The sequence below is a fragment of the Acinetobacter sp. Ac8 genome, assembly GCF_055392545.1.
In genome coordinates this window covers 871596-894467 of sequence record NZ_AP043689.1, presented here as the reverse complement: position 1 = coordinate 894467, position 22872 = coordinate 871596, and the positions used below count along the sequence as shown (strand labels likewise).

Sequence of the window (22872 nt, the reverse complement as noted above, 5' to 3'; positions counted from 1 at the left end):
AATACTGAACATCGAGATTGTTATGACTTATACGTTCAATCGTCCTGCTTTTCCAGCTACTCGTATGCGCCGTATCCGTAAAAACGATAAGCTTCGAGCAATGGTAAGAGAGACTCAACTCACAGCAGATCATCTCATTTATCCAGTATTTGTACTTCCGGGACAAAACCAAAGCCAAGATGTACCAAGTATGCCAAATGTTCAACGATTGTCAGCAGACTTATTGTTGAAAAAAGCAGAAACCCTATTAGAACTTGGTGTATCAAAACTTGCCTTATTCCCTGTTACACCACAACAAGACAAAAGTTTAACAGCTGAAGCTGCGTGGCATGAAGACGGTTTAGTTCAAAATACTTTACGTTTGTTAAAAAAAGAACTACCTGAGATGGTACTCATCACGGATGGTGCATTAGATCCTTATACCACACATGGTCAGGACGGCATTATCGATGATACAGGCTATGTATTAAATGATGAAACAGTTCAATGCCTGATCAAACAAGCCTTAAGCCATGCTGAAGCAGGTGCAGATGTGATCGCGCCAAGTGACATGATGGACGGCCGTATTGGTGCAATCCGCCAAGCTTTAGAAAGTAACGATTTTATTTATACCAGCATCATGGCGTACTCTGCAAAATACGCATCTAGTTTCTACGGCCCTTTCCGCGATGCAGTTGGCTCATCATCCAACCTAAAAGGTGGTAATAAGTATAACTACCAAATGGATGTCGGTAATCGTGCTGAAGCACTGCATGAAATCGCCCTCGATATTCAAGAAGGTGCGGACATGGTGATTGTCAAACCCGGTATGCCGTATTTGGATGTAGTACGTGAAGTTAAAGATACCTTTGGTGTCCCGACCTTTGTTTATCAAGTCAGTGGTGAATATGCGATGCTTGCAGCAGCCATCCAAAATGGCTGGTTATCTGAAAGCGTGATTATGGAATCCTTAATGTGCTTCCGTCGTGCAGGTGCAGATGGTATTTGGACCTATTATGCAGAAGATGCAGCACGTCAATTAAAAGAGATGAAGTAAATCATTCCTCCCTTACTGAACTCATGGTTCCTCACCTTTTAAAAAGGGCGTTGACCATTACTGATTCAGTCGTGAATGGAAAGTCCCCTCTTTCAAAAGATAAACATTGTTGCTTTTGCAAGTGGGGATTAAGAATCTAAATTGGTACAGAATACACAATGCATATCGCCATTATTGGTGCTGGAGTAAGTGGCTTACTCAGCGCGCTTGAGCTTGTTGAACAAGGCTGCACCATCACCCTGTTCGATCAACAACATGCTGGACATGCTGCTTCATGGGCGGGTGGCGGTATTCTGTCACCCATGTATCCGTGGAGATATCCCAATGAAGTCAATCATCTGGCACAACACGGCAAACAACTTTACCAACAATGGAATGAGAAACTACAACCTAAAACAAGAATAGACTTTCAAATCCATGACACAGGAATGTTAATTTTTGACGAAGCAGATTTTGAGCTTGGACTGAATTATAAAGACCAACATCAAGAACCGATGCAGCATTGTGAATACCTGCAAAGAGAGCAGCTTGAAAGCGTCAATCCCCATATTTCAGCACAGTTTCAACATGCAATTTATTTTCCACATCTAGCCAATGTTAGAAATCCACGACTTCTTAAATCACTGATCAGCTATCTCAAACAACACCCTCAAGTTGAAGTGTATGAAAATACATGGATCGAAAAATTTAATATTCAAAATCAAAAAATTCAGTCTGTTGAAAGTGCCAATGGACAACGTTTTGTCGCAGACCAATTTGTGATTGCAACAGGTGCATGGTCAAATTGCTGGGCAGAACAATTACAACTTTCGATCCCAGTAGAACCCGTTCAGGGACAAATGATGTTATTTAAAGCCCCTGAAAACTGGCTACCCACCATGTGTATGAACAATGTCATGTATTTGATCCCACGCCGAGATGGTCATATCGTATGCGGTTCAAGCATGGACCATATCGGATTTGATAAGCGTCCAAATGTACAAACACAGCAAAATATTTATAAAGCCTGTATCGAAATGGTGCCTGAATTGGCAAACTTCCCCATCGTTAAGCAATGGGCAGGATTACGTCCAAGCTCACCAACAGGCATTCCATATATTGGAAAAATGCCTGAACTGAATAATTTATGGGCAAATTTTGGACATTACCGTAATGGCTTATGTATGGGACCTGCTTCAGCACAGTTATTAAGACAATTGATGCTCAATCAAGATACACGTGTTGATGCAAAAGCTTATTCAACCGAGCGATTAACCGCATATACACCACTCACTCAGCAATCATCTTTTAGCTAAAAAGTGTTTGGTTCTGACATGAAAGAATTTAAGAGAAGACGCTTAGTCGCTTCTCTCATCTAAAATGATTGATAAAATTGCTGCTGGCGATCAAGCGATTTACCAATAATTCTCTACAGCAATATTGCCTTCACCGCGACGATTCATCGTCAAACCACGGGCTTTTAATGCGGCTTTGGTATCATCTACCATTTGTGGATTCCCACATAGCATGACATGGGTGGTATCTGCATTGAATTTTAAATCAGCGGCTTTTTCCAATGCACCATTTTCAATCAAAATCGGTAAACGATCATGTAAGGCTGCATTGGGATCACGCGTAACAATCGGGATAAATTTAAAACCTGTATGCCCCTCACCAAAAAGCTGGGCAATCTCTTGGATCCGATCAACATAAGCCAATTCAGATTCAGTTCTTACGCTATACACCAAGTTGATTTTTTCGTACTTTGACCAAGTTTCAAAATCTTGTAGCATCGAAATAAAAGGTGCAAGGCCTGTGCCCGTTGCCAATAACCACAAATCTTTAGGCAATGGCAATTGATAACGTGCTAAGGTTAAGAATCCATAGGGGATTTTTTCCAAATAAAGCGCATCACCAACTTGTAAATGCTGTAAATTGGAGGTAAATGCACCATCAGGAACAACGATTGAAAAAAATTCGAGTGTCTCATCAAATGGGGATGAAACCACGGAATATGCCCTTACCACCAAATCATCACCCACTTTTAAACCAATGCGAGCAAATTGCCCTGCGGTAAACTTAAAATGGGCAGGTCGAGTCATGGTGAAACTGAAAAGTGTATTGGTCCAACGCTGAACAGACAAAACCTTTTCTATGCTAAATTTTTCAATTGACATGATTTCTTCGTGGCATGAAACATAGTCCTCATGGTAGCATGACTATATAATCTATGAATATTAAAATGTTAAGGCTCTACTTATGCGAATGACTTTACGCCAGTTGGCGGTTTTTGTTGCTGTCGCTCAAGAAGGTACCGTGACCAAAGCAAGTGATGCGGTTCGGTTGACTCAAAGTGCGGCAAGTATGGCTTTGGCAGATTTAGAAGATGGACTGGGTGCTCCGCTTTTCGATCGTCTTGGTAAGCGCTTACAGCTTAATGATCTTGGTCGTTTCTTACTTCCACAAGCTTTAGAAATTTTAGGTCGCTGTGAAGCCTTTGAACAAGCAGCCAAAGGTGAACTACAAAGTATTGATTTACGGATTGGTGCAACACTGACCATCAGTGATTATTTAATGCCCGACTTAATGGCAAACTTTTTACAAGTTCAACCTCAAGCGCATTTACAGCTCCAAGTTGGTAATACCCGCCAAATGATTGAAGCGGTCAACCAATTCCAACTCGATTTGGCATTGATTGAAGGTTCATGCTTCCTACCACAACTTCAATGTATTCACTGGCGCGATGACGAACTCGCGGTATGTTGTTCGCCTAATCACCCACTGGCAAATTTACATCGTGAATTAAAGCAGTCTGACTTCCAGCATGTTGAATGGATTTTACGTGAAGAAGGTTCTGGAACACGTGAAGTCTTTGACAATGCCATTCTAAAAGATCTTGAAGATGCCAATATCCGCTTGACCCTAGGGCATAATGAAGCGATTTTAAAAATCGTTGCTGGAGGTCTAGGAATGTCATGTATTTCTAAATTGGCAATTCAGCCTTTGCTCGACAAAGGACAATTGGTGATTTTAAATACCCCATTCTGGCAACTTGCTCGCCCGCTATATATGCTGGTACATCGTCAAAAGTACCAAGGGCCGGGCTTAAGAGCCTTCCTAAAATTTTGTGAAAATGGTTAAAACCAAAGCTCCTCTTGGAGCTTTTTTATAATTATTCGATTAGCACAACTACTTACCAAATTGCCGTTCACATGGTCGACCATCATGGTTACCATCCATTTGTGTATTGGGGCAATTTTTAATAAAAAATACCGCCTCATCATAAGATGTCATTTGGCTGCAATGGGTACGACCATCGCATTGATAAGGTGATTTTTCCGTTGATGCTGTTGTCGATACAGCGGTGTTGTTTTGTACGGATTCTGCTTCATTCTGTTTTCGCACTGAATGATGATGACTATTTAAAGCATTTTGGGATTTTTCACTAAACTTTACTGGTTTGACATAACCAATCTCTTTGCGCTGTTGCTCAACGATTTGCTTCTGTTGTTGTTCTAACAATGCAAATTTAGCATGTTGTTCTTCCTGATAGGTTTGGTATTGATTCCATGTGGCAAAACTAAAATAAACGAAGCCAAAAACAATCACCAAAATCACCACAGACATAAAACCGAATTTCTGCCCTTCATTTTTACTTCGTCTTAAAATATTTTTTTGCTTATCAATATTGATCTTTTTATTTTTTAAGTCATTACTCATCGCAACATCTAAACGAATCATTTGATGTGCTTTCAATGTTCCATGTGCATTGATGATTACATATTTTATGGTTTCCCCTTTTTTCGGCTGACCACCTTCTTTTGGAAAATCAGCGATGTAAAATATTACAGATTGCGCTGAATTATGATCCAATAAAAGTCCGTAACCTTTATCATGATGATATTCAATGATTTGCCCCAAATAAAACATATAACTTCTCTTTTAAAATAAGTATGAATCGCAAAATATATTCAACTCGTTTCAGATGTTTAGTGTGAATATGCCTTTCGTTTCTGCTGTTTAATCTTGTCCTTTTGTTCTTGTTGATATTGTTGAAGTCTCATTTCAGCCTCAACTTTGTACTGCTTATAACGATCCATTGCATACATCACAGAACTTACCGCAATGAATATCACCACCGCGACGATCACCACCCAAGGGTTCAACGTCTTGCGCTTTTCAGATCGAATTTTCTTGACAGCTTGTTTGCGTTTGGAATATAAAAATTTAACTTTCAACTTTTGAATTAAACGTTGAAATGCAGTTAAATCCATATGCTTTTCAAGCAACTGCCGATCAATTTGGCTGTTAAAATATAAATCATCCCCTTTAAAATTTTGACTATCTTCTATCACCTCTAAGGACCCAAGCAAGACTGCGCTCTGATTGCCCTCAGCGATTTCAATATTTCGACCCACTCCCCCCACATCAACAACAGTATTAGCATCACTTTCTTCAATGGGTTTAATGTTATCAACTGTATGAGTTTGGTCTTGCAATTCAGTATTCTGGATAACTTTAGTGGAAAGGTCAACTTGTGTTTGCGCTACAGGTTCAATCTCTTTGGCTTGATTTAAATCTCCGTCCGATTCTTCAAGCACTGGGTCATTGATTGTTGTTTGAATGGGCTCGACAAAGATGTCTTGTTGTTGTGCAACCAAGTCAATATCTGGAATAGCGTCAGGTAAAATGCCTAGTTCAGTGTGAATTTTCGTTTGAGGGTTCTGTAAGCCTTCATCAGCCAATCCCCTTCTCTTTTTCAGCGCTTTGCGAACATTTCTAATATGCTCATAGGCATTTTCTGAATAAAGATGTGGAACGGAGGGCTTGTTTTGATCATTCACATAATTTTTATGATCTAAACGTACGATAAATTTGGCGAATAAACCACCATCTTGCTCTAAAACGACACATTTAATCCGCTCACCAATTTGAGGAAGAAGCAACTGATTTGAAAAATCTTCTAATTTAAAAACAACTTGTTGATGATCATTTAATTCAATTAGACCTTGTCCTAAATCATTATCGAAAAAGGTAACAGTCCCTTTTCTGAACATTTTTTATTCTCTTATCATTAAAAAGGAGGCCCCCTATAGCCTCCTTCGATGATACTAAATTTTAATCTTTTTGCACACTACCAAAAATTTTATCTCCAGCATCACCTAAACCTGGCACGATATAACCTTGTTCATTTAAACCTTGATCAATTGAAGCGGTAAAAATCGTCACATCAGGGTGTGCGGCTTCAACACGTTTGATCCCTTCAGGTGCTGCAACCAAAACCATAACACGGATATCTTTACAGCCACTTGCTTTTAACACGTCAATCGCAGCAACCAAAGATGAACCTGTCGCCAACATTGGGTCAATAATCATGGCTAAACGATTTTGTACATCTGGAACCAATTTTTTATAATAAGTACGTGCTTCCAAAGTTTCTTCATCACGTTCTAAACCGAGGACTGAAACTTTAGCACTTGGGATAAGATTTAAAAAACCTTCTAACATGCCAATACCAGCACGTAAAATCGGCACTACAGTGATTTTTTTACCCGCAATTCTGTCTACTGTGACTTTACCATTCCAGCCATCAATCTCATGATCACACACAGGTAAATCTTTGGTTGCTTCATAAGTTAAAAGCATGGTTACTTCTTGAGCGAGTTCACGGAAATTCTTAGTACTAATGTCAGCACGGCGTAATAAACCTAATTTATGACGAATAAGTGGATGACGAATTTCTTGAATAGACACGGGAGGACACCTAAAAGGATAAAAGTAAATTTCCATTATTATAAATGTTTTTTATATCAGAGATAAGAAAAGCCCTCAATGAATGAGGGCTTTTTTTGTTAATAGCAGGATTTTATTGCGATTAGTGTTGTTGGCTCATCAAGAAATGTAAAGGAGATAAAATTTCTGATTTCAACGCCAAGTTGATGATTGGATCTGGATAAACACCAATGATCAATACCAAAGCAGCAGCGCCGAGCACCATCAAACCACCCACTTTTTGTCCCCAATGATCAACCGCATCAATACGAGGATTATCTGGTGGAGTCATATACATCACGATCATCACACGTAAGTAGTAATACAAACCAATACCACTACCCACCACAACCATAGCAGCCAAGAACCAATGTTCTGTGGTTACAGCAGCAATCACCACCATAAACTTACCGATGAAACCAGCGGTTAATGGAATCCCTGCAAGAGAAAGCATCATCACTGTTAAGGTCGCAGTCAGAACTGGACGACGCCAGAATAAACCACGGTAATCCGCAAGCGACTCAGCTTCATCAACATTGTTATATGGGCTCGACATTAACGCGACAGCACCAAAAGCACCAATCGTAGTTAAGGTATAAGTCACCACATAGACACTTACACTGCCTAAACTTGCATAACCTAAACTAATCAAAGCAATCAATAAATAACCGAAATGGGCGATTGATGAATAACCCAAAATTCGTTTTAAGTTGACTTGACGTAATGCAAGGAAGTTACCGACTAAAATCGAAAGTACAGCGATCACAGTTAATACAGTCACGATAGACGGTACAAGAATGAAACCTGAACTTAAAATAAAGCGGACTAATAAACCAATGGTTGCAACTTTAGCAACAGTTGCAAGATAGGTCGCGATTGGCGCAGGCGCACCTTGATAAACATCTGGTGTCCATTTATGAAATGGCGCCAACGATAATTTAAACGCAATCGCAATCACGATTAATCCTGAACCCAACAAAATCATTGGTTGAGCAAGGAAACCTTTTAACTGTTCAATAAAGTCAGCCAAAGACGCAATTTGTTGCACTTGTGCTAACTGATTTCCATACAAACCTGGGAAGTCAGTAAATGACAATGTACCGGTATAAGCATAAACGTATGCCATACCCATCAACAAGATTGCTGAAGCGGTTGCAGAAAGTACCAAATACTTTACGCCTGCTTCTAGCGATTTTCCACGCTGATGCGTATATGCCAATAAGCCATACACAGGAATTGACAAAAGCTCTAAGCTAATAAAGAACGACGCATAATGAGAACTTGCCACCATTAACATTGCCCCTGTTACAGAGATCAACATCAAGATATAAAGCTCTTCACGATTATCTTTATAGGTTTCAATATAAGCGTGAGATAACGTACAGCATGCGAGTGCAGCAACTACTGCAATAAATTGATAAAACAATGTAAATGGATCAACCACAAACATGTTCATCACATTTGATGGTGCAAATGAACCACCAAACATCATGAATAAAATATCAATTGCAGCAAGGTTTAAACCCACCACCGATGCAGTCGCAATCAAATTATGATTACGCTTGATCGAGGTTAGGATCATCACCACTACAGCGGTTAAAGCAACAATAAAAACTGGTGCTAAAGGCATGAGACCCGAAAATGACATAGTGAAGTTCATGACTATTGGATCTCCACATTTTGTTGAGATACGACTTGTTGTGCCGCATCAACAACTTCTTGAACTGGAATATAGCTATTTGATAACCACGCCATACTTGAGTGAGAAATATCAAGGAAGCTTTGTGGATACACACCTAACCATAATAAGCCAAATGCACAGATCAATAGAATTACTGTTTCACGTACATTCAAGTCTTTTAATGGACTTTCATAATGCTTTTTCTGTTCTTCATTTGGCGTACCAAATAAAGCTTTGTGGATCAGGATCAGACCATAAAGACCAGCAAAGACCAAGCTAATCGCCGCAATGATGGTAAATGTTGGGAACTTAGCGAATGAACCCATCAAGATCAGGAATTCACCAATAAAGTTACCTAGACCTGGAATACCCACAAGCGCAGAGACAAAGAACATCAAGAAGAATGGTAAATACTGGAATTGACCACGAATACCGCCCATCAAACGTAAGTCACGGGTATGTAAGCGTTCATACACTTGACCACACATAATGAACAATGCAGCAGATGACAAGCCATGTGCCAACATCATGATCATTAAGCCTTGGAATGTCAGAATATTACCGGCATAAAGTGCAAGTAATACGAAACCCATATGCGAAATAGAAGTATAAGCAAGCAGGCGTTTCATATCTGTTTGCTGGAAAGCACACCAAGCGCCGTAGAAAATACCAATCAAACCTAAAATAATCGCAATATCGGCAAATTGTGCAGATGCTGCTGGGAAGAATGGCAATACAAAGCGCAGTAAACCGTACGCAGCAGTTTTAATCAAGATACCCGCTAAGTCTACAGAACCTGCTGTAGGTGCTTGCGCATGCGCATCTGGTAACCAACCGTGTAATGGGAATACTGGAAGCTTGACCGCAAAACCAATAAAGAAACAGATCATCAATGCATAGGCAATATGTGGTGCCTGAGCATCTAAAGTGTTTGCAACAGCAAGTAAATAGTTATAGTCGAAGCTAATCGTACCTGACATCTGAGAACCGTAGACCACTAAGCCTAAGATCCCGATGAGCATGATCAAGCCAGCGACTTGGGTATAGATAAAGAACTTGGTTGCAGCATAAACACGTGATTTACCGTCTGCGCCTTTATGACCCCAAAGAGCGATCAGGAAGTAGATAGGTACTAGCATCATCTCCCAGAAGAAGAAGAACAAGAACATATCAATTGCAAGGAAAACCCCGATTACCCCACCCAAAGACCATAATAGGTTTAAGTGGAAGAAGCCGACATTCTTTTGAATTTCACCCCATGAACAGCCAACTGCAAGTACACCCAGTAATGCAGTCAAGCCCACCATCAGCAATGAAAGACCATCTACAGCCAAATGAATGTTAATACCAAGTGTTTTAATCCAAGGTAAATAAAATTCTGCCGCCCAAGTTGGAGTCTTTGCCCCCAACTCATAGCTAAAGCCACCTTGTTTCCACAAAATCAGTGTTAAGCCCAATGTAACGAGCATACCGACTAATGCGATATAACGTGGCAAATGTTTATCAAGTTTATCGACCAACCAACACGCGAAACCTGCAATAAAAGGTACAAGAATCAGTGCGGGTAAAATCCAATTGTTTGTGATTTCCATCTTATTTCCCCACTACCTGAATCACGATCAAGATCATCAGCAATACCACTACACCGAGTGACATACTTGATGCATATTCACGTAATGAACCTGTTTGACGGGTACTTGTAAATTTATTCCCACTATTTACGATTGCAGGTAATACCAGCCATAAACCATCAATTGGGTCACGACCTAAAATTTTCGCAATGAGTAAATAAGGTTGAACAAATACAAGGTTGTATAAAGAATCGAAACCAAATGCATTACGGCAGATATTTGCAAGTCCAGCACCAAATGAAGTGGCTGCAAAACCTTGCACCGCTTTATAAGCGAAAGCAAATAACACCACGCCTACAGCTAAACCGACCAAAGCGATACCGACTGCAAGGTGTTCTGCACCATGCATTCCTTCTTCAATCGCTTGAGAAACTTCAAATGCAGGGATATGTGCTGCATTTAAAATGTTCATCACTGGCGCTTTTAAGAAGTAAGCCAAACCTGTTGAAAGAACTGCCAAGATACCTAAAGGCGCCCAATACGTTGCACCTTTGATTTCGTGATAATGTGTTTTTTCTTCACCGAAGAATACAACCCAAATTAAACGGAATGTATAAATCGAAGTTAAGAATGCACCCGCAACACCAACCCAATACAATGAGTTATACAATGCGACAGATTGACCTTGCGCCCAAACAGCACCCAAGATTGCATCTTTTGAGAAGAAGCCGATCGTGATAAATGGGATTGCAGCAAGTGCACCACCACCAATCGCGAAGCAAGCAAATAAGAATTTGTTTTTGTAGAACAAGCCACCCATTTTAAAGATGTTTTGTTCATGATGGTAAGCCAAGATCACCGCACCAGAAGACAAGAATAATAATGCCTTAAAGAATGCATGTGCAAGCATATGGAACAGACCTGCTTGATACGCTTCTGCACCCACAGCCATAAACATATAACCGAGCTGACTCATGGTAGAGTAAGCCAGAATACGTTTGATATCTGTTTGAACCAAAGCCGCAAAGCCAGCAACCAACAATGTTACAGCACCCGTAATCGAAATGAACTGCATCACTTCTGGTGTCATTTCAAACACAGAGAACATACGGCAACATAAGTAGATACCCGCGGTAACCATTGTTGCAGCATGGATCAATGCAGATACTGGTGTCGGACCAGCCATTGCATCTGCCAACCATGTTTGTAATGGGATTTGCGCAGATTTACCTGCTGCACCCAAGAACAACATCAATGACGTGATCAATGCCAAGTTATGATCAAGTGCGAGAACTTGTGAAGCATTGGCAACAATCGTGCCGATGTGCAAAGTACCAAATTGTTGGTAAAGCAAGAACAATGCGATCAGTAAGAATACATCACCAACACGCGTTACTGTAAATGCTTTAATTGCCGCAAAACCATTTGCAGGGTTTTGGTAGTAATAACCAATCAACAGGTAAGAACACAGACCTACGCCTTCCCAACCTAAGAATAACAACGCTAAGTTGTCACCCAATACAAGCACCAACATGCTTGCAACGAATAAGTTGAAGTATGAGAAGAAACGTGCGAAGTCTTCTTCACCACGCATGTACCAAGTTGCAAAGATGTGAATCAGGAAACCTACACCTGTCACCATGCCCATCATTAACAATGACAAGCCGTCAAGATGCAAACTTACACCCGGTGCAAAACCGCCTACATTGAACCAAGTCCATAAATGCTGTGCTTGCGCAACTGAACCCTGCTTAACAAAGTCCATGCCTGCAATCAATGCAAATAAAGCAGAAAGGCCAACAGAACCCGCACCAATAATTGCTGCTACATTTTCAGGAAGTTTATTACGTCCTGCCGCTAAAAGTACAAAGCCAATCAGCGGAAATAAAATCGTTAAATATAAATAACTCATCCGCGCATCTCACTAGCAGCATCTACATCCAGATGATGGAAGCGATGATAGAACTGGAGGACGATCGCTAGACCGATACAAGCCTCTGCCGCAGCAAGTGTGAGGATCAAAATAAACATAATTTGACCATCAGGTTGTGCCCATGCACTTCCTGCCACAACGAATGCCAATGCTGCTGCATTCATCATGATCTCAAGGCTCATTAACATAAATAATAGGTTGCGTCGCACCATTACACCGTAAAAACCCAGTGCAAAAAGGATAGTTGCGACGATCAAACCATGTTCTAAAGGAATGTTGCCCATTACTGTTTATCCTCTGCTGCACTCGGTTCACGTTTGCCTAAGTGGAATGCTGCAACCAATGCTGCAAGCAATAACATTGCGGCAACTTCAACCAATAATAAATAGTGGGTAAAGAGTGCTTGACCAATTGCTTTAGGTCCAATCACTTGAGTTCCAAGTACTGCACCATGTTGGGTATAGTCTGAACCTAATACCCAAACCAAACATAAGCCCACTAAGAAACTCATGAGTGCTGGATAAGCCCAAGCATCTGAAGTCAACCATTTACGTTCTTGGTCAACTGTATGTTGACCAAGGTTGAGCATCATGACCACGAATACGAACAACACCATGATCGCACCCGCATAAACAATCACTTCAAGCGCAGCTGCAAATGGCGCACCAATGATCAAGAAGATCCCAGCAACAGCAAGTAGAGAAACGATCAAACTTAATAAAGCATGTACTGGATTGGTGTTGGTCACAACACGAATCGTCGAAACAATGGCCACGAGAGCCATTAAATAAAATGGCCACATCATGGTAATAAGCTCCGTACATCTACAGGCGCACTTTCACGTTGCGCTTGACCTTTTTCTTTACCATCAATTGCCATACCACTTACACGGTAGAAATTGTAGTCTGGGTATTTACCTGGTCCTGAAATGAGTAAGTTTTCTTTCTCATAAACAAGATCCTGACGGACATATTCGCCTAACTCAAAATCTGGTGTTAACTGAATGGCAGTTGTTGGACATGCTTCTTCACACATACCGCAGAAAATGCAGCGTGAGAAGTTAATGCGGAAAAATTCTGGATACCAACGTCCATCATCTTTTTCAGCTTTCTGCAATGAAATACAACCAACAGGACATGCAACCGCACATAAGTTACACGCAACACAACGCTCTTCACCGTCTGGGTCACGTGTTAATACGATACGACCACGGTAGCGTGGAGGTACGATTTGTTCGGCTGGCACTTCTGGATATAAAATCGTATCGCGTTTGCGTGTGACATGGCTAAACACCATCCACAACGAACGAACAATTGATCCTACGCCAGCTAGAATTTTATACATTTTGTACTCCCTGCTGTCCTAGGCCTGATTCATCAGAATCACAGCACCAGTCACCAAAAGGTTGACCAATGCAAGTGGTAAACACACTTTCCAACCAAAATTCATCACTTGGTCATAACGTGGACGCATTAAAGAACCACGTGCCAAGACAAACATCATTACAAAGAATGCTGTTTTCGCAATGAACCAGAATGCATCTGGAATGAATGGAATATTTAAATTAAATGGTGCTAACCAACCGCCAAAGAATAAAGTCACGATCAGTGCAGAAATTAGAATGATGTTGACGTATTCAGCAACGAAGAACATCCCCCATTTCATACCACCATATTCGACATGGTAACCTTCTGCCAATTCTTGTTCAGCTTCTGGTTGGTCAAATGGATGACGATGCGTTACTGCAACCCCCGCAACCACGAAGATCATGAAACCAATGAATTGCGGAATCACAAACCATACATCACGTTGTGCTTCTACGATGTCACGCAAGTTAAATGAACCTGCAATTGCCACCACACCCATCAATGAAATCCCTAAAAAGACTTCATAAGAAATGGTTTGTGCTGCTGAACGTAGACCACCCAATAACGCATATTTGTTGTTAGATGCCCAACCACCAAATAACACCGCATATACTGCAATACCTGCCATTGCCATAAAGAACAATAGACCGATACTCATGTCTGAAACACCTAAGTAAGGTGAAACAGGAATAACCATGAATGACAGTACTGCAGTCGCCATTGCCACTGCTGGTGCTAAACGGAAGGTTAACTTATCTACAAACTTTGGTGTCCAGTCTTCTTTGAACATGATTTTCAGCATGTCGGCAACGATCTGGAACATCCCGCCAGGACCAACACGGTTTGGTCCATAACGGTCTTGCCATAAGCCCAGCAAACGACGTTCAATAAATGACATCAAAGCGGCCAGTAAAACCACAACCAACAAAATTACGATGGCTTGAATCACTGAATAAGCGATTGGCCAGTCTTGTGCCCATGTCGGTAGTGCGCGTAAAGATTCATTCATGATTACACTCCTACCGTTACAGATACAGGTTCAGCAAGTGAAACTGTTGGTGCTTGGCCGACTGGATAACCGATATAACCTGTTGGTAAATATTCAATCACATGCACAGGAAGACTAATCGTCGTTTCGCCTGCTTTCACTGTCAGTTGTTGACCATCTTGAACATTTAAACGTGCTGCATCTTGCTCGCCCACGGCAAAAGTCGCTTCTGGAATACGCGATTCCATCACCGGCGTTTTAATCGTAAATTCACCTGAAGCGAAAATATGATGCATTGGAACCAGACGGAAACTCTCTGGATTTGCCACAACCGCAGTTGGCGCCACATAGCTACGTGCAGGACGTTTTACTAAGCGATCAAATAAACGAACGCCTGAATCACCACCTTTAAGGTGACCACCTACTTCATCTTGGTATTTGTTCCAAGCTTGTGGTGAGTTCCAACCCGGTGCCCATGCAAATGGAACCAATGACGATGCATTTTGCGGTCCAACATAACCTTCCATAGAGAATGTTAATGCGGAATCGACATCGACAGGTTGTTTCGGCTCATGTACGTTTAATGGTGCACGCATTGCAGTACGACCTGAGTAACGACGTGGTTCACGGGCAATTTTCAAGCCATGAACACGGTAACCCGCATCAGGTGCAACATCTTGAATTGCTTCAAGAACTGGAACATTTTTGACCACAGACTCAATTACGTCATCCAGCAATGTCCACGAGATCGCTTTACCTTTCACACCCGTTTCAATGGCATGTAACCAGCGCCAAGATTCTTTGATGGCATATTCTGGTTTGTAATAGCTTGGGTCATAAACTTGATAGAAGCGTTGCGCACGACCTTCTTGGCTGACCACTGTTCCATCGCCTTCTGCAAAGCTTGCAGCAGACAAGACAACATCAGCTGCTTTTACGGTTTCAGTTTCAGAATGATCAAGCACTATCACGCTTTGCGCTTTGTCTAGAGCAGCCTGAACTTGTACAGCAGGTAAACGGCGGAACAAATCATTTTCAACAATAATGATTGACTCATAATCTTGAGCAAATGCTTGTTCTAAGCTTAAACCACCAAACAAAGCCATACCCATTGAGTTCACTTCTGGAACTGTCAATGTTAAGCCTGCATTTCCACCTAGGTTTTGTGCAACTTGTGCAGCAGCTTCCATGATGGCAGCATCTTGTAAGCTAGTACCCGAGATGATTAATGGTTTTTTCGCAGCTTTTAACGTATCCGCAATGGTTTGTGCAAATGCTTTAGCATCATCATCTAAACCAAGAATCGCATCCCCGTTTACACCCGCAGCAATCGCAAAACCTAAACGTGCAATATCGTTTGGAGAAGCAACAACTTCACCCTCAGCAATATCAGCCAAACGTGTTTGTGTTGCAGCCAAGATATAGATTGGAGAATTTGCATCCTGACCAATACGTTTTACAGGTTCAGCTAACCAATCTTGGGTACGGCGGTCTGCAGCCATTTGTTTGGCTTTGTTTTTCGCAGCTTGGCGAACAGACAATGCCATACGTGGTGCAGTTTGCGTTAAATCTTCACCCAAGATCAAGACTGCATCATAGCTTTCGATTTCGCGCATACTTGGGTTATAAACACCCTCAGCTTGCATAATCGATGCAGCAAGTTCAACCAAGTTCTGTTCTTTTTGAGAAAGACCAGTTGAATAATTTTCTTGGCCAACCAACTCACGCAACGCATAGTTTGATTCTAATGATGCACGTGGAGAACCAATACCCAAGACTTTTTTGCCTTGAACATTTTCAATCACTGAATCCAGTGCCACATCAACAGAAACAGTTTTAACTTCTGTTGCAGCACGGAATTGCGGCTGACGTGGACGATCTTCACGGTTCACATAACCCGTACCAAAACGACCTTTATCGCAAAGGAAATATTGGTTAACGTCACCATTGAAACGGTTTTCTACACGACGTAATTCGCCATAACGCTCACCCGGAGAGATGTTACAACCAGAAGAACAGCCTTGGCATACGCTAGGCGCATACTGCATGTCCCACTTACGGTTATAACGTGCCGAATGGGTTTTATCGGTAAATACACCTGTTGGGCACACTTCAGTCAAGTTACCAGAGAACTCTGACTCTAAAGTGCCTGATTCTGGACGACCGAAGTAGACACGTGATGCATTGGCATAAACACCAAAGTCTGTACCACCCGCATAATCGTTGTAGTAACGAACACAACGGTAGCATGCGATACAACGGTTCATCTCATGTGCAATGAAAGAACCCAACTCTTGGTTGTGATGCGTGCGTTTGGTAAAACGATAACGACGACGATCATGTTGCGTCATTACTGTCATATCTTGTAAATGACAGTGACCACCCTCTTCACAGACTGGACAGTCGTGTGGGTGGTTGGTCATTAAGAATTCCACAATCGATTCACGGAAATCTTTTGCTTCTTTGTCTTCAATCGAAATAAAGGTATTGTCAGATGCAGGAGTCATACATGACATTACTAAGCGACCACGAGTATCTTCTGGATTCGCATATTGAGTAACAGCACATTGACGGCAAGAACCGACAGAACCTAAAGCTGGATGCCAACAAAAATATGGGATGTCGATGCCAAGACTCAAACATGCTTGTAGCAAGTTTTCCGAGCCATTGACTTCATACGATTTTCCATCGACATGAATTGTAGCCATAGTCGAATTCCTTAAACTTGTTCTACGTGGCTGGCTTGGGCTACAGGACGATCTGTCACTTTAGCTTCAAACTCGCTACGGAAATATTTGAGTGCACCCATCAATGGTTCCATCGCACCTGGTGCGTGAGCACAGAATGTTTTACCAATCCACAATTTGCGAGTCAGTTCTTGAAGATGTTGAATGTCTTCCATCTTCCCTTCACCTTTCTCAATTGCGACAAGTGCTTTGACCGCCCAAGGTAAACCATCACGGCATGGCGTACAGAATCCACATGATTCACGTGCAAAGAATTCTTCTAAGTTACGCGTTGCAGAAACCATACACTGGGTTTCATCAACGACCATTAACAAACATGTACCTAGACGAGAACCTGCTTTCATAATGCTTTCTGAATCCATTGGAAGATCAATGTGTTCAGCAGCCAAGAAGTCAGTCGATGCCCCACCCGGTAACCATGCTTTCAGTTTAAGACCATCGCGCATACCGCCAGCATAGTCTTCAATCACTTCACGTGCAGTCGTACCAAACGGTAATTCCCAAAGGCCAGGGAAAGTCACTTTACCTGATGCACCATAAATTTTAGTGCCTGGATCTTTAGATTTACCCGCAGACAAACCGATATACCACTCAGGCCCACGCAACATAATTGCTGGTAAGTTGTTATAGGTTTCTACGTTGTTTACGATGGTCGGACGGCCCCATGCACCTGCAACTTGCGGGAATGGCGGCTTAGTACGTGGGTTTGCACGACGACCTTCGAGTGAGTTAATCAATGCAGTTTCTTCACCACAGATATAACGCCCCGCGCCGGTATGCACATGCAGGTCAAAATTCCAACCTGTATCTAAGATGTTGTCACCCAAATAACCTTTAGCACGCACTTGTTCTAAAGCTTCATTTAAGTATTGTGCAGCTTCAATGTATTCACCGCGAATGAAGATATAACCCTGAGTCGCTTCGAGGGTATAACCTGCAATCAACATCCCTTCGATCAATTGATGTGGAAGTTTTTCCATCAACAAACGGTCTTTGAATGTTCCCGGTTCCATTTCATCGGCATTACAGATTAGGTAACGAGGACCACCATCATTGGGTGCCATCAATGACCATTTAATCCCTGCTGGGAAACCTGCACCACCACGACCTTTTACAGTCGCTGCTTTGATGACTTCAAGAACATCTTTAGGTGGCATAGAAAGCGCTTTTTTAAAGCCTGCATAGCCTTCTAAAGCTTCATAGTCATCAGCACTACGAACAAATTCCTGTTTACTCAAACGCCATGTTAATGGGTGAGTTTCAGGGTTTCCTTCGCCATAAATTGGTCTTGGTTCGGTATTCATACATACTTCTCCAATAACTGTTTCACAGAAGTCACTTCAACCAAACCGTGTGTATCTTCATCAATCATTAGGGTTGGACCTTTGTCACAGTTCCCTAAACAGCAGATCGGCAATAAAGTAAAACGACCATCAGCTGTCGTTTGACCAAATTGGATACCCAGTTCACGTTGGAAAGCTTCTGCTAAAGTTTCCGCACCCATCAAGAAACATGCAATCGAATCACATAATAAAATTACGTGACGACCTACAGGCTGACGGTATATACGGTTATAGAATGTTGCAACACCTTCTAAATCCGCAGTTGTAATTGTCAATAATTGAGCAATTGCATGTAACTGCGCGTCATCCACCCAACCATTACGGCGTTGTACACACTTTAAAGCATCCAAAGACGCTGCGCGTGGGTATGGGTAGTGCCCCATGTGATGTTCAATTTCATGGATTTCTTCGCTAGTCAGAATCCCTTCAACATTCACACGTGGCTTTTTATCAGTCAAAATCATCATAATGCGTTTACCCCTTAGCGATCCACGTCAGCCATAACGACGTCAATTGTCGCTAAATAAATGATCAAGTCAGATACAAGACTGCCGTTAATCACGGAAGGAATTTGCTGCAAGTGGGTGAAAGTAGGTGTACGAATACGGGTACGGTAACTCATGGTTGACTTATCTGAAGTCAAGTAATAGTTAGACGCACCTTTCACCACTTCTGCCATTACAGAGGCTTCACCAGCTGGCATTACAGGACCCCATGACACGCTCAAGAAGTGCGTAATCAAAGTTTCAATATCTTGTAAAGTCTTATCTTTTGGTGGTGGAACTGCCAATGGATGATCCGCTTTATAAGGACCAGAAGGCATATTATCCAAACACTGTTTGACGATTTTTAACGACTCTTCGATTTCGCGATAGTGAACCATCACACGCGCGTAAGCATCGCCTTCATACTCTAACGGCACTTCAAAGTCGTAATTTTCATAACCACTGTATGGACGATATTTACGAACATCAAAATCGATACCTGTCGCGCGTAAACCAGTACCTGTTACACCCCAAGCCAATGCCGATTTAGCATCGTATTGCGCAACATTACGGGTACGACCCACAAATACTGAGTTTTTCAGTGCAGCAGTATGATATTCCTTCAAACGTTTTGGCATCCATTCGAGAATTTCACGAATCAGTTTTTGCCAGTTGTTTGGAAGGTCATGTGCTGTCCCGCCGATACGGAACCATGCTGGGTGCATACGGAAACCAGTGATCGCTTCAATTGCGTCATAGATTTTTTGACGATCCGCAAACATATAGAATACTGGTGTCATACCACCGGCATCCTGAATCGCAGTACCGATATACAACAAGTGGTTATTGATACGGAATAATTCAGACATCATGACACGGATACATTGTGCACGATCAGGAACGGTAATCCCTGCAAGTTGCTCCACACCCATGACATAAGGCATGTTTTGCGCACAACCACCTAAGTAGTCAACACGGTCTGTATATGGAATAAATGAATGCCAAGTTTGACGTTCAGCCATCTTTTCCACACCACGGTGGTGATAGCCAATATCAGGCACACAATCTTTCACTTCTTCGCCATCAAGCTGCAAAATTACACGGAATGCACCATGCGCAGATGGATGGTTAGGTCCTAAGTTCAAGAACATAAAGTCTTCATCGGCGTTACCGCGTGTTAGACCCCAATCTTCTGGAACAAAACGAAGATGTTCTTGTTCGAAATCTTGTTTAGCCTTGTCTTGCATGTACGGTGTATATTCAGTCGCACGTGCAGAATATTCTTTACGTAGTGGATGACCTTCCCAATAAGTTGGCAACAAGATACGACGAAGCATTGGATGCCCTTCGAAATTGATCCCAAACATATCGTAAGCTTCACGTTCGTACCAATTGGCATTTGGCCAAATATTGGTCGCTGTTGGAACGTTAATATCGTTCTCGCTCAACGCCACTTTGATACGAATATCACTATTACGTTCTAATGAAAGTAAGTGATAGAACACTGTGAAATCAGATGCAGGTAAACCATCACGGTTGTTACGCAAACGTTCATCGACCGCAGATAAGTCAAACAGCATCACATAAGGACGTGGTACTGTACGCAAGTACATTAGAACTTCTTGTACACGTGCGCGCTCAACCCAGACCGTCGGAAAATCTTCAAACGTTGGTTGCACGTAAAAGTTCTCGCCAAATTTGGCTTTGAGATCTTCTACAATTGCAAATGCTGGGCGGGAATCAACTGGAGTCGATTCTGGCATAGCAATTTCAGTTTCAGCCATTGGCTTGGCTTCCTATTTAATACAAATTCTGTCAAATTCCCTGATGACCATATCCATCAGATATGTCAAATACTCATCAGAAAAAATTACTCAATTTCATCCATAGAGCGTAAGTTTTTCACTGCAATACGTTCAGCGTTCTTACGGTCGCGTTCTGGCATCATCTTTGGCTTATACACTGGCTGAAGATCATCACCGATTACCGCAGAGAGCGGACGACGTTCTAATTGAATTTGGTCTTGCAATAACATCAAGGCTTGAATCAATGCTTCCGGACGTGGTGGGCAACCTGGAACGTACACGTCAACAGGAATGATTTTATCCACACCTTGTACAACAGAATAGATGTCGTACATACCACCAGAGTTTGCACAAGCACCCATTGAAATCACCCATTTAGGCTCAAGCATTTGTTCATACAAACGTTGAATTACAGGTGCCATTTTAACAAAGCAAGTCCCTGCAACGATCATCAAATCTGCCTGACGTGGCGAAGCACGAATAACCTCGGCACCAAAGCGCGACAAGTCATGCACACCGGTTAACGTGGTTGCATATTCAACGTAGCAGCAAGATGTACCAAAGTTAAAAGGCCATATTGAGTTTTTACGGCCCCAGTTTACAGCTGTGTGTACCACATCCTCTAAGCGAGTCATGAACACATTTTTATTCACTTCTTCTTCAAGTGGATCTGTCACAATTTGACGATCTTGAAGCGGATATTGTTCAGCTTCTGGATTCGCACGGGTTAAAGTATATTTCATTCCCGAGTTACTCCTTGTTCAGAGACATGGTCGGTGTTTTATCTTTCACACGACCAGAAGATTGAGCTGGAATAGTTCCAGTAGGATCCATCACCAACTCTTCAATTGAATTGAAGCGAGTAATTTCTGCAAGGTCCATATTTGGTGAACCAATTTTAGGTTTAATCCCTGCGATTTTACGTTTATCTGAAGGTGACCAGTTCAATGCACCTGTAGATAATTCATAAATCAAACCAACGAGTAAAACTAAAATAAATACAGCTGCAGCTGAAAACCCAACCCAACCTACTTCACGTACAGATGTCGCCCATGCATATAAATAGAGGGCTTCCAAATCGAATACAACAAAGAAGATTGCAACAAGGTAGAACTTCGCAGACAAGCGGATACGTGCACCACCAGCACTAACCACACCTGATTCAAATTGCTCTTGCTTCGCACGTCCCCATGATTTACCCCCAAGGAGCAAAGGAACGGTGAGCATAAAGACACATAAAAATGTCACGCCGATCACGAAGGCAATGATTGCCCAATCGTATGGAGTAATGGCACTCATGCGGGGATAACTCCTGGCAGGCCTATTATTTAACAAAGAATGTATGTATTGGCCTTGCAAATACACCAAACACAAAATAAATCTGGTCAATTGTACCCGATTGATGTCATCTGTTGCTAGTTAATAGCTCTAAGTCTTTCGGATGATTTTTTAGACAAAAGCCATAATTTTTCCTGATTCACAGCGATACAGCGCTGACTTATCGCTTTATCAAATTTTTATCCCTATTCTTATTAGTTTTTCCGAAGTTTATTTTTTAATCATGAATTAAAAATGACAAATCAGTAGCTTAATCCGATTCAGTCCAAGTAAAAGCTTAGATTTATCCATGCTTTTCTGCGATTTAATTGGCTAATTTCTACAAATATAAGGATTTACCATCTAAAATATTTTGTTACATTCTATGTGGTAAAATAGTCACATTAAATCAATAAAGTGATAAAAATTATCTTATTGTGATAATTTTTAAATATTACAAAGTTATTTATAATTTTTTATACTTTACTATTATCAAAACCAACTTATTTCAATGAAATAACCCGCTTTAAACCATCCAGTGCCAAATGCTCAATGCCTACTTTTGACCTACCTTGTGCCCTCTTATGATTTTCTGGGTTAAATTTTCAAAATAGTCAGCACTGTCAATCATGTCATTTTTCGCACATACCACAAACTTAAGCTCACCCAAACTGGCCCAAACTAAAGCCATTTGAAAGGTGAGTAACTTATCGCCACTTAAATCAGCAAATTGTATATTTAACACCCAATTGCAGTAAAAGGTGTTCGTTGTCGCAAACTTAGACGAATTGTCTACAGAGCCTATACACATTGAACGACTTTTATGTATATGCTATTCAATATGAACA

21 protein-coding genes are annotated in these 22872 nt (G+C 41.6%); 3 read left to right on the top strand and 18 right to left on the bottom strand.

All coding sequences use genetic code 11. From position 1 onward, the window contains the following. The first annotated feature begins 22 nt into the window (after window positions 1–22). Complete coding sequence (gene hemB / locus ACZ5QH_RS04240; protein ID WP_016539219.1) at window positions 23–1036, top strand: porphobilinogen synthase; 1014 nt, start codon at window positions 23–25, stop codon at window positions 1034–1036. A 158-nt stretch (window positions 1037–1194) separates the two neighbouring features. Then, a complete protein-coding gene (gene thiO / locus ACZ5QH_RS04235) occupies window positions 1195–2331 on the top strand; it encodes a glycine oxidase ThiO (RefSeq protein ID WP_303577081.1) in 1137 nt (378 codons plus the stop codon). A gap of 99 nt (window positions 2332–2430) precedes the next feature. Here thiO and ACZ5QH_RS04230 read toward each other — a convergent pair whose 3' ends face one another. Beyond that, on the bottom strand, window positions 2431–3192 hold the full coding sequence (locus ACZ5QH_RS04230) for a ferredoxin--NADP reductase (protein ID WP_303577080.1): 762 nt from the start codon (window positions 3190–3192) through the stop codon (window positions 2431–2433). Between the two features lie 82 nt (window positions 3193–3274). On the opposite strand from ACZ5QH_RS04230, the gene gigC reads away from it, so the two are divergent. Further along, the gene (gene gigC / locus ACZ5QH_RS04225) at window positions 3275–4156 is read left to right on the top strand and encodes a LysR family transcriptional regulator GigC (protein ID WP_004722815.1); all 882 of its coding nucleotides are present in this window, start codon (window positions 3275–3277) and stop codon (window positions 4154–4156) included. 48 nt (window positions 4157–4204) lie between these two features. On the opposite strand, the gene ACZ5QH_RS04220 is transcribed toward gigC, so the two are convergent. The 17 genes from ACZ5QH_RS04220 to ACZ5QH_RS04140 all read right to left on the bottom strand — a co-directional run bounded on the left by ACZ5QH_RS04220 (window position 4205) and on the right by ACZ5QH_RS04140 (window position 22769). Further along, window positions 4205–4945 carry an excalibur calcium-binding domain-containing protein gene (locus ACZ5QH_RS04220; protein ID WP_303577079.1) on the bottom strand — a complete coding sequence of 247 codons (741 nt, stop codon included), beginning with the start codon at window positions 4943–4945 and terminating at the stop codon, window positions 4205–4207. 59 nt (window positions 4946–5004) lie between these two features. Continuing rightward, window positions 5005–6072 carry a hypothetical protein gene (locus ACZ5QH_RS04215; protein ID WP_303577078.1) on the bottom strand — a complete coding sequence of 356 codons (1068 nt, stop codon included), beginning with the start codon at window positions 6070–6072 and terminating at the stop codon, window positions 5005–5007. A gap of 61 nt (window positions 6073–6133) precedes the next feature. Then, window positions 6134–6769 (bottom strand): uracil phosphoribosyltransferase, encoded by a 636-nt coding sequence (gene upp, locus ACZ5QH_RS04210; protein ID WP_004722821.1) that lies wholly within the window; start codon window positions 6767–6769, stop codon window positions 6134–6136. Window positions 6770–6890: 121 nt separating this feature from the next. Further along, window positions 6891–8447, bottom strand: coding sequence for an NADH-quinone oxidoreductase subunit NuoN (nuoN, locus tag ACZ5QH_RS04205; protein ID WP_004819337.1), 1557 nt, complete (start codon window positions 8445–8447; stop codon window positions 6891–6893). Window positions 8448–8449: 2 nt separating this feature from the next. Continuing rightward, a complete protein-coding gene (gene nuoM / locus ACZ5QH_RS04200) occupies window positions 8450–10054 on the bottom strand; it encodes an NADH-quinone oxidoreductase subunit M (protein WP_171066895.1) in 1605 nt (534 codons plus the stop codon). Between the two features lie 7 nt (window positions 10055–10061). Next, window positions 10062–11951 (bottom strand): NADH-quinone oxidoreductase subunit L, encoded by a 1890-nt coding sequence (nuoL, locus tag ACZ5QH_RS04195; protein WP_004722828.1) that lies wholly within the window; start codon window positions 11949–11951, stop codon window positions 10062–10064. Next, entirely contained in the window at window positions 11948–12256 is a 309-nt protein-coding gene (gene nuoK, locus ACZ5QH_RS04190; protein ID WP_004722831.1) for an NADH-quinone oxidoreductase subunit NuoK, read from the bottom strand. The genes nuoL and nuoK overlap by 4 nt, the downstream gene beginning before the upstream one ends. After that, window positions 12256–12774, bottom strand: coding sequence for an NADH-quinone oxidoreductase subunit J (gene nuoJ / locus ACZ5QH_RS04185; RefSeq protein WP_171066894.1), 519 nt, complete (start codon window positions 12772–12774; stop codon window positions 12256–12258). The genes nuoK and nuoJ overlap by 1 nt, the downstream gene beginning before the upstream one ends. Continuing rightward, window positions 12774–13316, bottom strand: coding sequence for an NADH-quinone oxidoreductase subunit NuoI (gene nuoI / locus ACZ5QH_RS04180; RefSeq protein ID WP_004722835.1), 543 nt, complete (start codon window positions 13314–13316; stop codon window positions 12774–12776). The genes nuoJ and nuoI overlap by 1 nt, the downstream gene beginning before the upstream one ends. A gap of 18 nt (window positions 13317–13334) precedes the next feature. Further along, window positions 13335–14348, bottom strand: coding sequence for an NADH-quinone oxidoreductase subunit NuoH (gene nuoH / locus ACZ5QH_RS04175; protein WP_004819331.1), 1014 nt, complete (start codon window positions 14346–14348; stop codon window positions 13335–13337). 2 nt (window positions 14349–14350) lie between these two features. Beyond that, a complete protein-coding gene (nuoG, locus tag ACZ5QH_RS04170) occupies window positions 14351–17035 on the bottom strand; it encodes an NADH-quinone oxidoreductase subunit NuoG (RefSeq protein ID WP_004819329.1) in 2685 nt (894 codons plus the stop codon). Between the two features lie 11 nt (window positions 17036–17046). Beyond that, entirely contained in the window at window positions 17047–18378 is a 1332-nt protein-coding gene (gene nuoF / locus ACZ5QH_RS04165) for an NADH-quinone oxidoreductase subunit NuoF (RefSeq protein ID WP_034611088.1), read from the bottom strand. Continuing rightward, window positions 18375–18884, bottom strand: a complete 510-nt coding sequence (gene nuoE / locus ACZ5QH_RS04160; RefSeq protein WP_004722839.1) for an NADH-quinone oxidoreductase subunit NuoE — start codon at window positions 18882–18884, stop codon at window positions 18375–18377. The genes nuoF and nuoE overlap by 4 nt, the downstream gene beginning before the upstream one ends. A gap of 14 nt (window positions 18885–18898) precedes the next feature. Next, a complete protein-coding gene (gene nuoC / locus ACZ5QH_RS04155; protein ID WP_004722840.1) occupies window positions 18899–20686 on the bottom strand; it encodes an NADH-quinone oxidoreductase subunit C/D in 1788 nt (595 codons plus the stop codon). Window positions 20687–20772: 86 nt separating this feature from the next. Further along, window positions 20773–21450, bottom strand: coding sequence for a NuoB/complex I 20 kDa subunit family protein (locus ACZ5QH_RS04150; RefSeq protein ID WP_004722842.1), 678 nt, complete (start codon window positions 21448–21450; stop codon window positions 20773–20775). A 7-nt stretch (window positions 21451–21457) separates the two neighbouring features. Next, window positions 21458–22006, bottom strand: a complete 549-nt coding sequence (locus tag ACZ5QH_RS04145; RefSeq protein WP_004722844.1) for an NADH-quinone oxidoreductase subunit A — start codon at window positions 22004–22006, stop codon at window positions 21458–21460. A gap of 574 nt (window positions 22007–22580) precedes the next feature. Beyond that, window positions 22581–22769 (bottom strand): hypothetical protein, encoded by a 189-nt coding sequence (locus tag ACZ5QH_RS04140; protein ID WP_303577077.1) that lies wholly within the window; start codon window positions 22767–22769, stop codon window positions 22581–22583. Between the last annotated feature and the right edge of the window lie 103 nt (window positions 22770–22872).

Excerpts from the sequence above, each read along its gene's own strand:
- ACZ5QH_RS04215 (WP_303577078.1), bottom strand. The coding sequence starts at position 6,072 with ATGTTCAGAAAAGGGACTGTTACCTTTTTCGATAATGATTTAGGACAA.
- ACZ5QH_RS04145 (WP_004722844.1), bottom strand. The coding sequence starts at position 22,006 with ATGAGTGCCATTACTCCATACGATTGGGCAATCATTGCCTTCGTGATC.
- nuoJ (WP_171066894.1), bottom strand. The coding sequence starts at position 12,774 with ATGTGGCCATTTTATTTAATGGCTCTCGTGGCCATTGTTTCGACGATT.
- nuoF (WP_034611088.1), bottom strand. The coding sequence starts at position 18,378 with ATGAATACCGAACCAAGACCAATTTATGGCGAAGGAAACCCTGAAACT.
- ACZ5QH_RS04230 (WP_303577080.1), bottom strand. The coding sequence starts at position 3,192 with ATGTCAATTGAAAAATTTAGCATAGAAAAGGTTTTGTCTGTTCAGCGT.
- ACZ5QH_RS04150 (WP_004722842.1), bottom strand. The coding sequence starts at position 21,450 with ATGAAATATACTTTAACCCGTGCGAATCCAGAAGCTGAACAATATCCG.
- nuoN (WP_004819337.1), bottom strand. The coding sequence starts at position 8,447 with ATGAACTTCACTATGTCATTTTCGGGTCTCATGCCTTTAGCACCAGTT.
- ACZ5QH_RS04220 (WP_303577079.1), bottom strand. The coding sequence starts at position 4,945 with ATGTTTTATTTGGGGCAAATCATTGAATATCATCATGATAAAGGTTAC.
- nuoK (WP_004722831.1), bottom strand. The coding sequence starts at position 12,256 with ATGGGCAACATTCCTTTAGAACATGGTTTGATCGTCGCAACTATCCTT.
- nuoG (WP_004819329.1), bottom strand. The coding sequence starts at position 17,035 with ATGGCTACAATTCATGTCGATGGAAAATCGTATGAAGTCAATGGCTCG.
- nuoH (WP_004819331.1), bottom strand. The coding sequence starts at position 14,348 with ATGAATGAATCTTTACGCGCACTACCGACATGGGCACAAGACTGGCCA.
- nuoC (WP_004722840.1), bottom strand. The coding sequence starts at position 20,686 with ATGGCTGAAACTGAAATTGCTATGCCAGAATCGACTCCAGTTGATTCC.
- nuoE (WP_004722839.1), bottom strand. The coding sequence starts at position 18,884 with ATGATGATTTTGACTGATAAAAAGCCACGTGTGAATGTTGAAGGGATT.
- thiO (WP_303577081.1), top strand. The coding sequence starts at position 1,195 with ATGCATATCGCCATTATTGGTGCTGGAGTAAGTGGCTTACTCAGCGCG.
- nuoI (WP_004722835.1), bottom strand. The coding sequence starts at position 13,316 with ATGTATAAAATTCTAGCTGGCGTAGGATCAATTGTTCGTTCGTTGTGG.
- hemB (WP_016539219.1), top strand. The coding sequence starts at position 23 with ATGACTTATACGTTCAATCGTCCTGCTTTTCCAGCTACTCGTATGCGC.
- nuoL (WP_004722828.1), bottom strand. The coding sequence starts at position 11,951 with ATGAGTTATTTATATTTAACGATTTTATTTCCGCTGATTGGCTTTGTA.
- gigC (WP_004722815.1), top strand. The coding sequence starts at position 3,275 with ATGCGAATGACTTTACGCCAGTTGGCGGTTTTTGTTGCTGTCGCTCAA.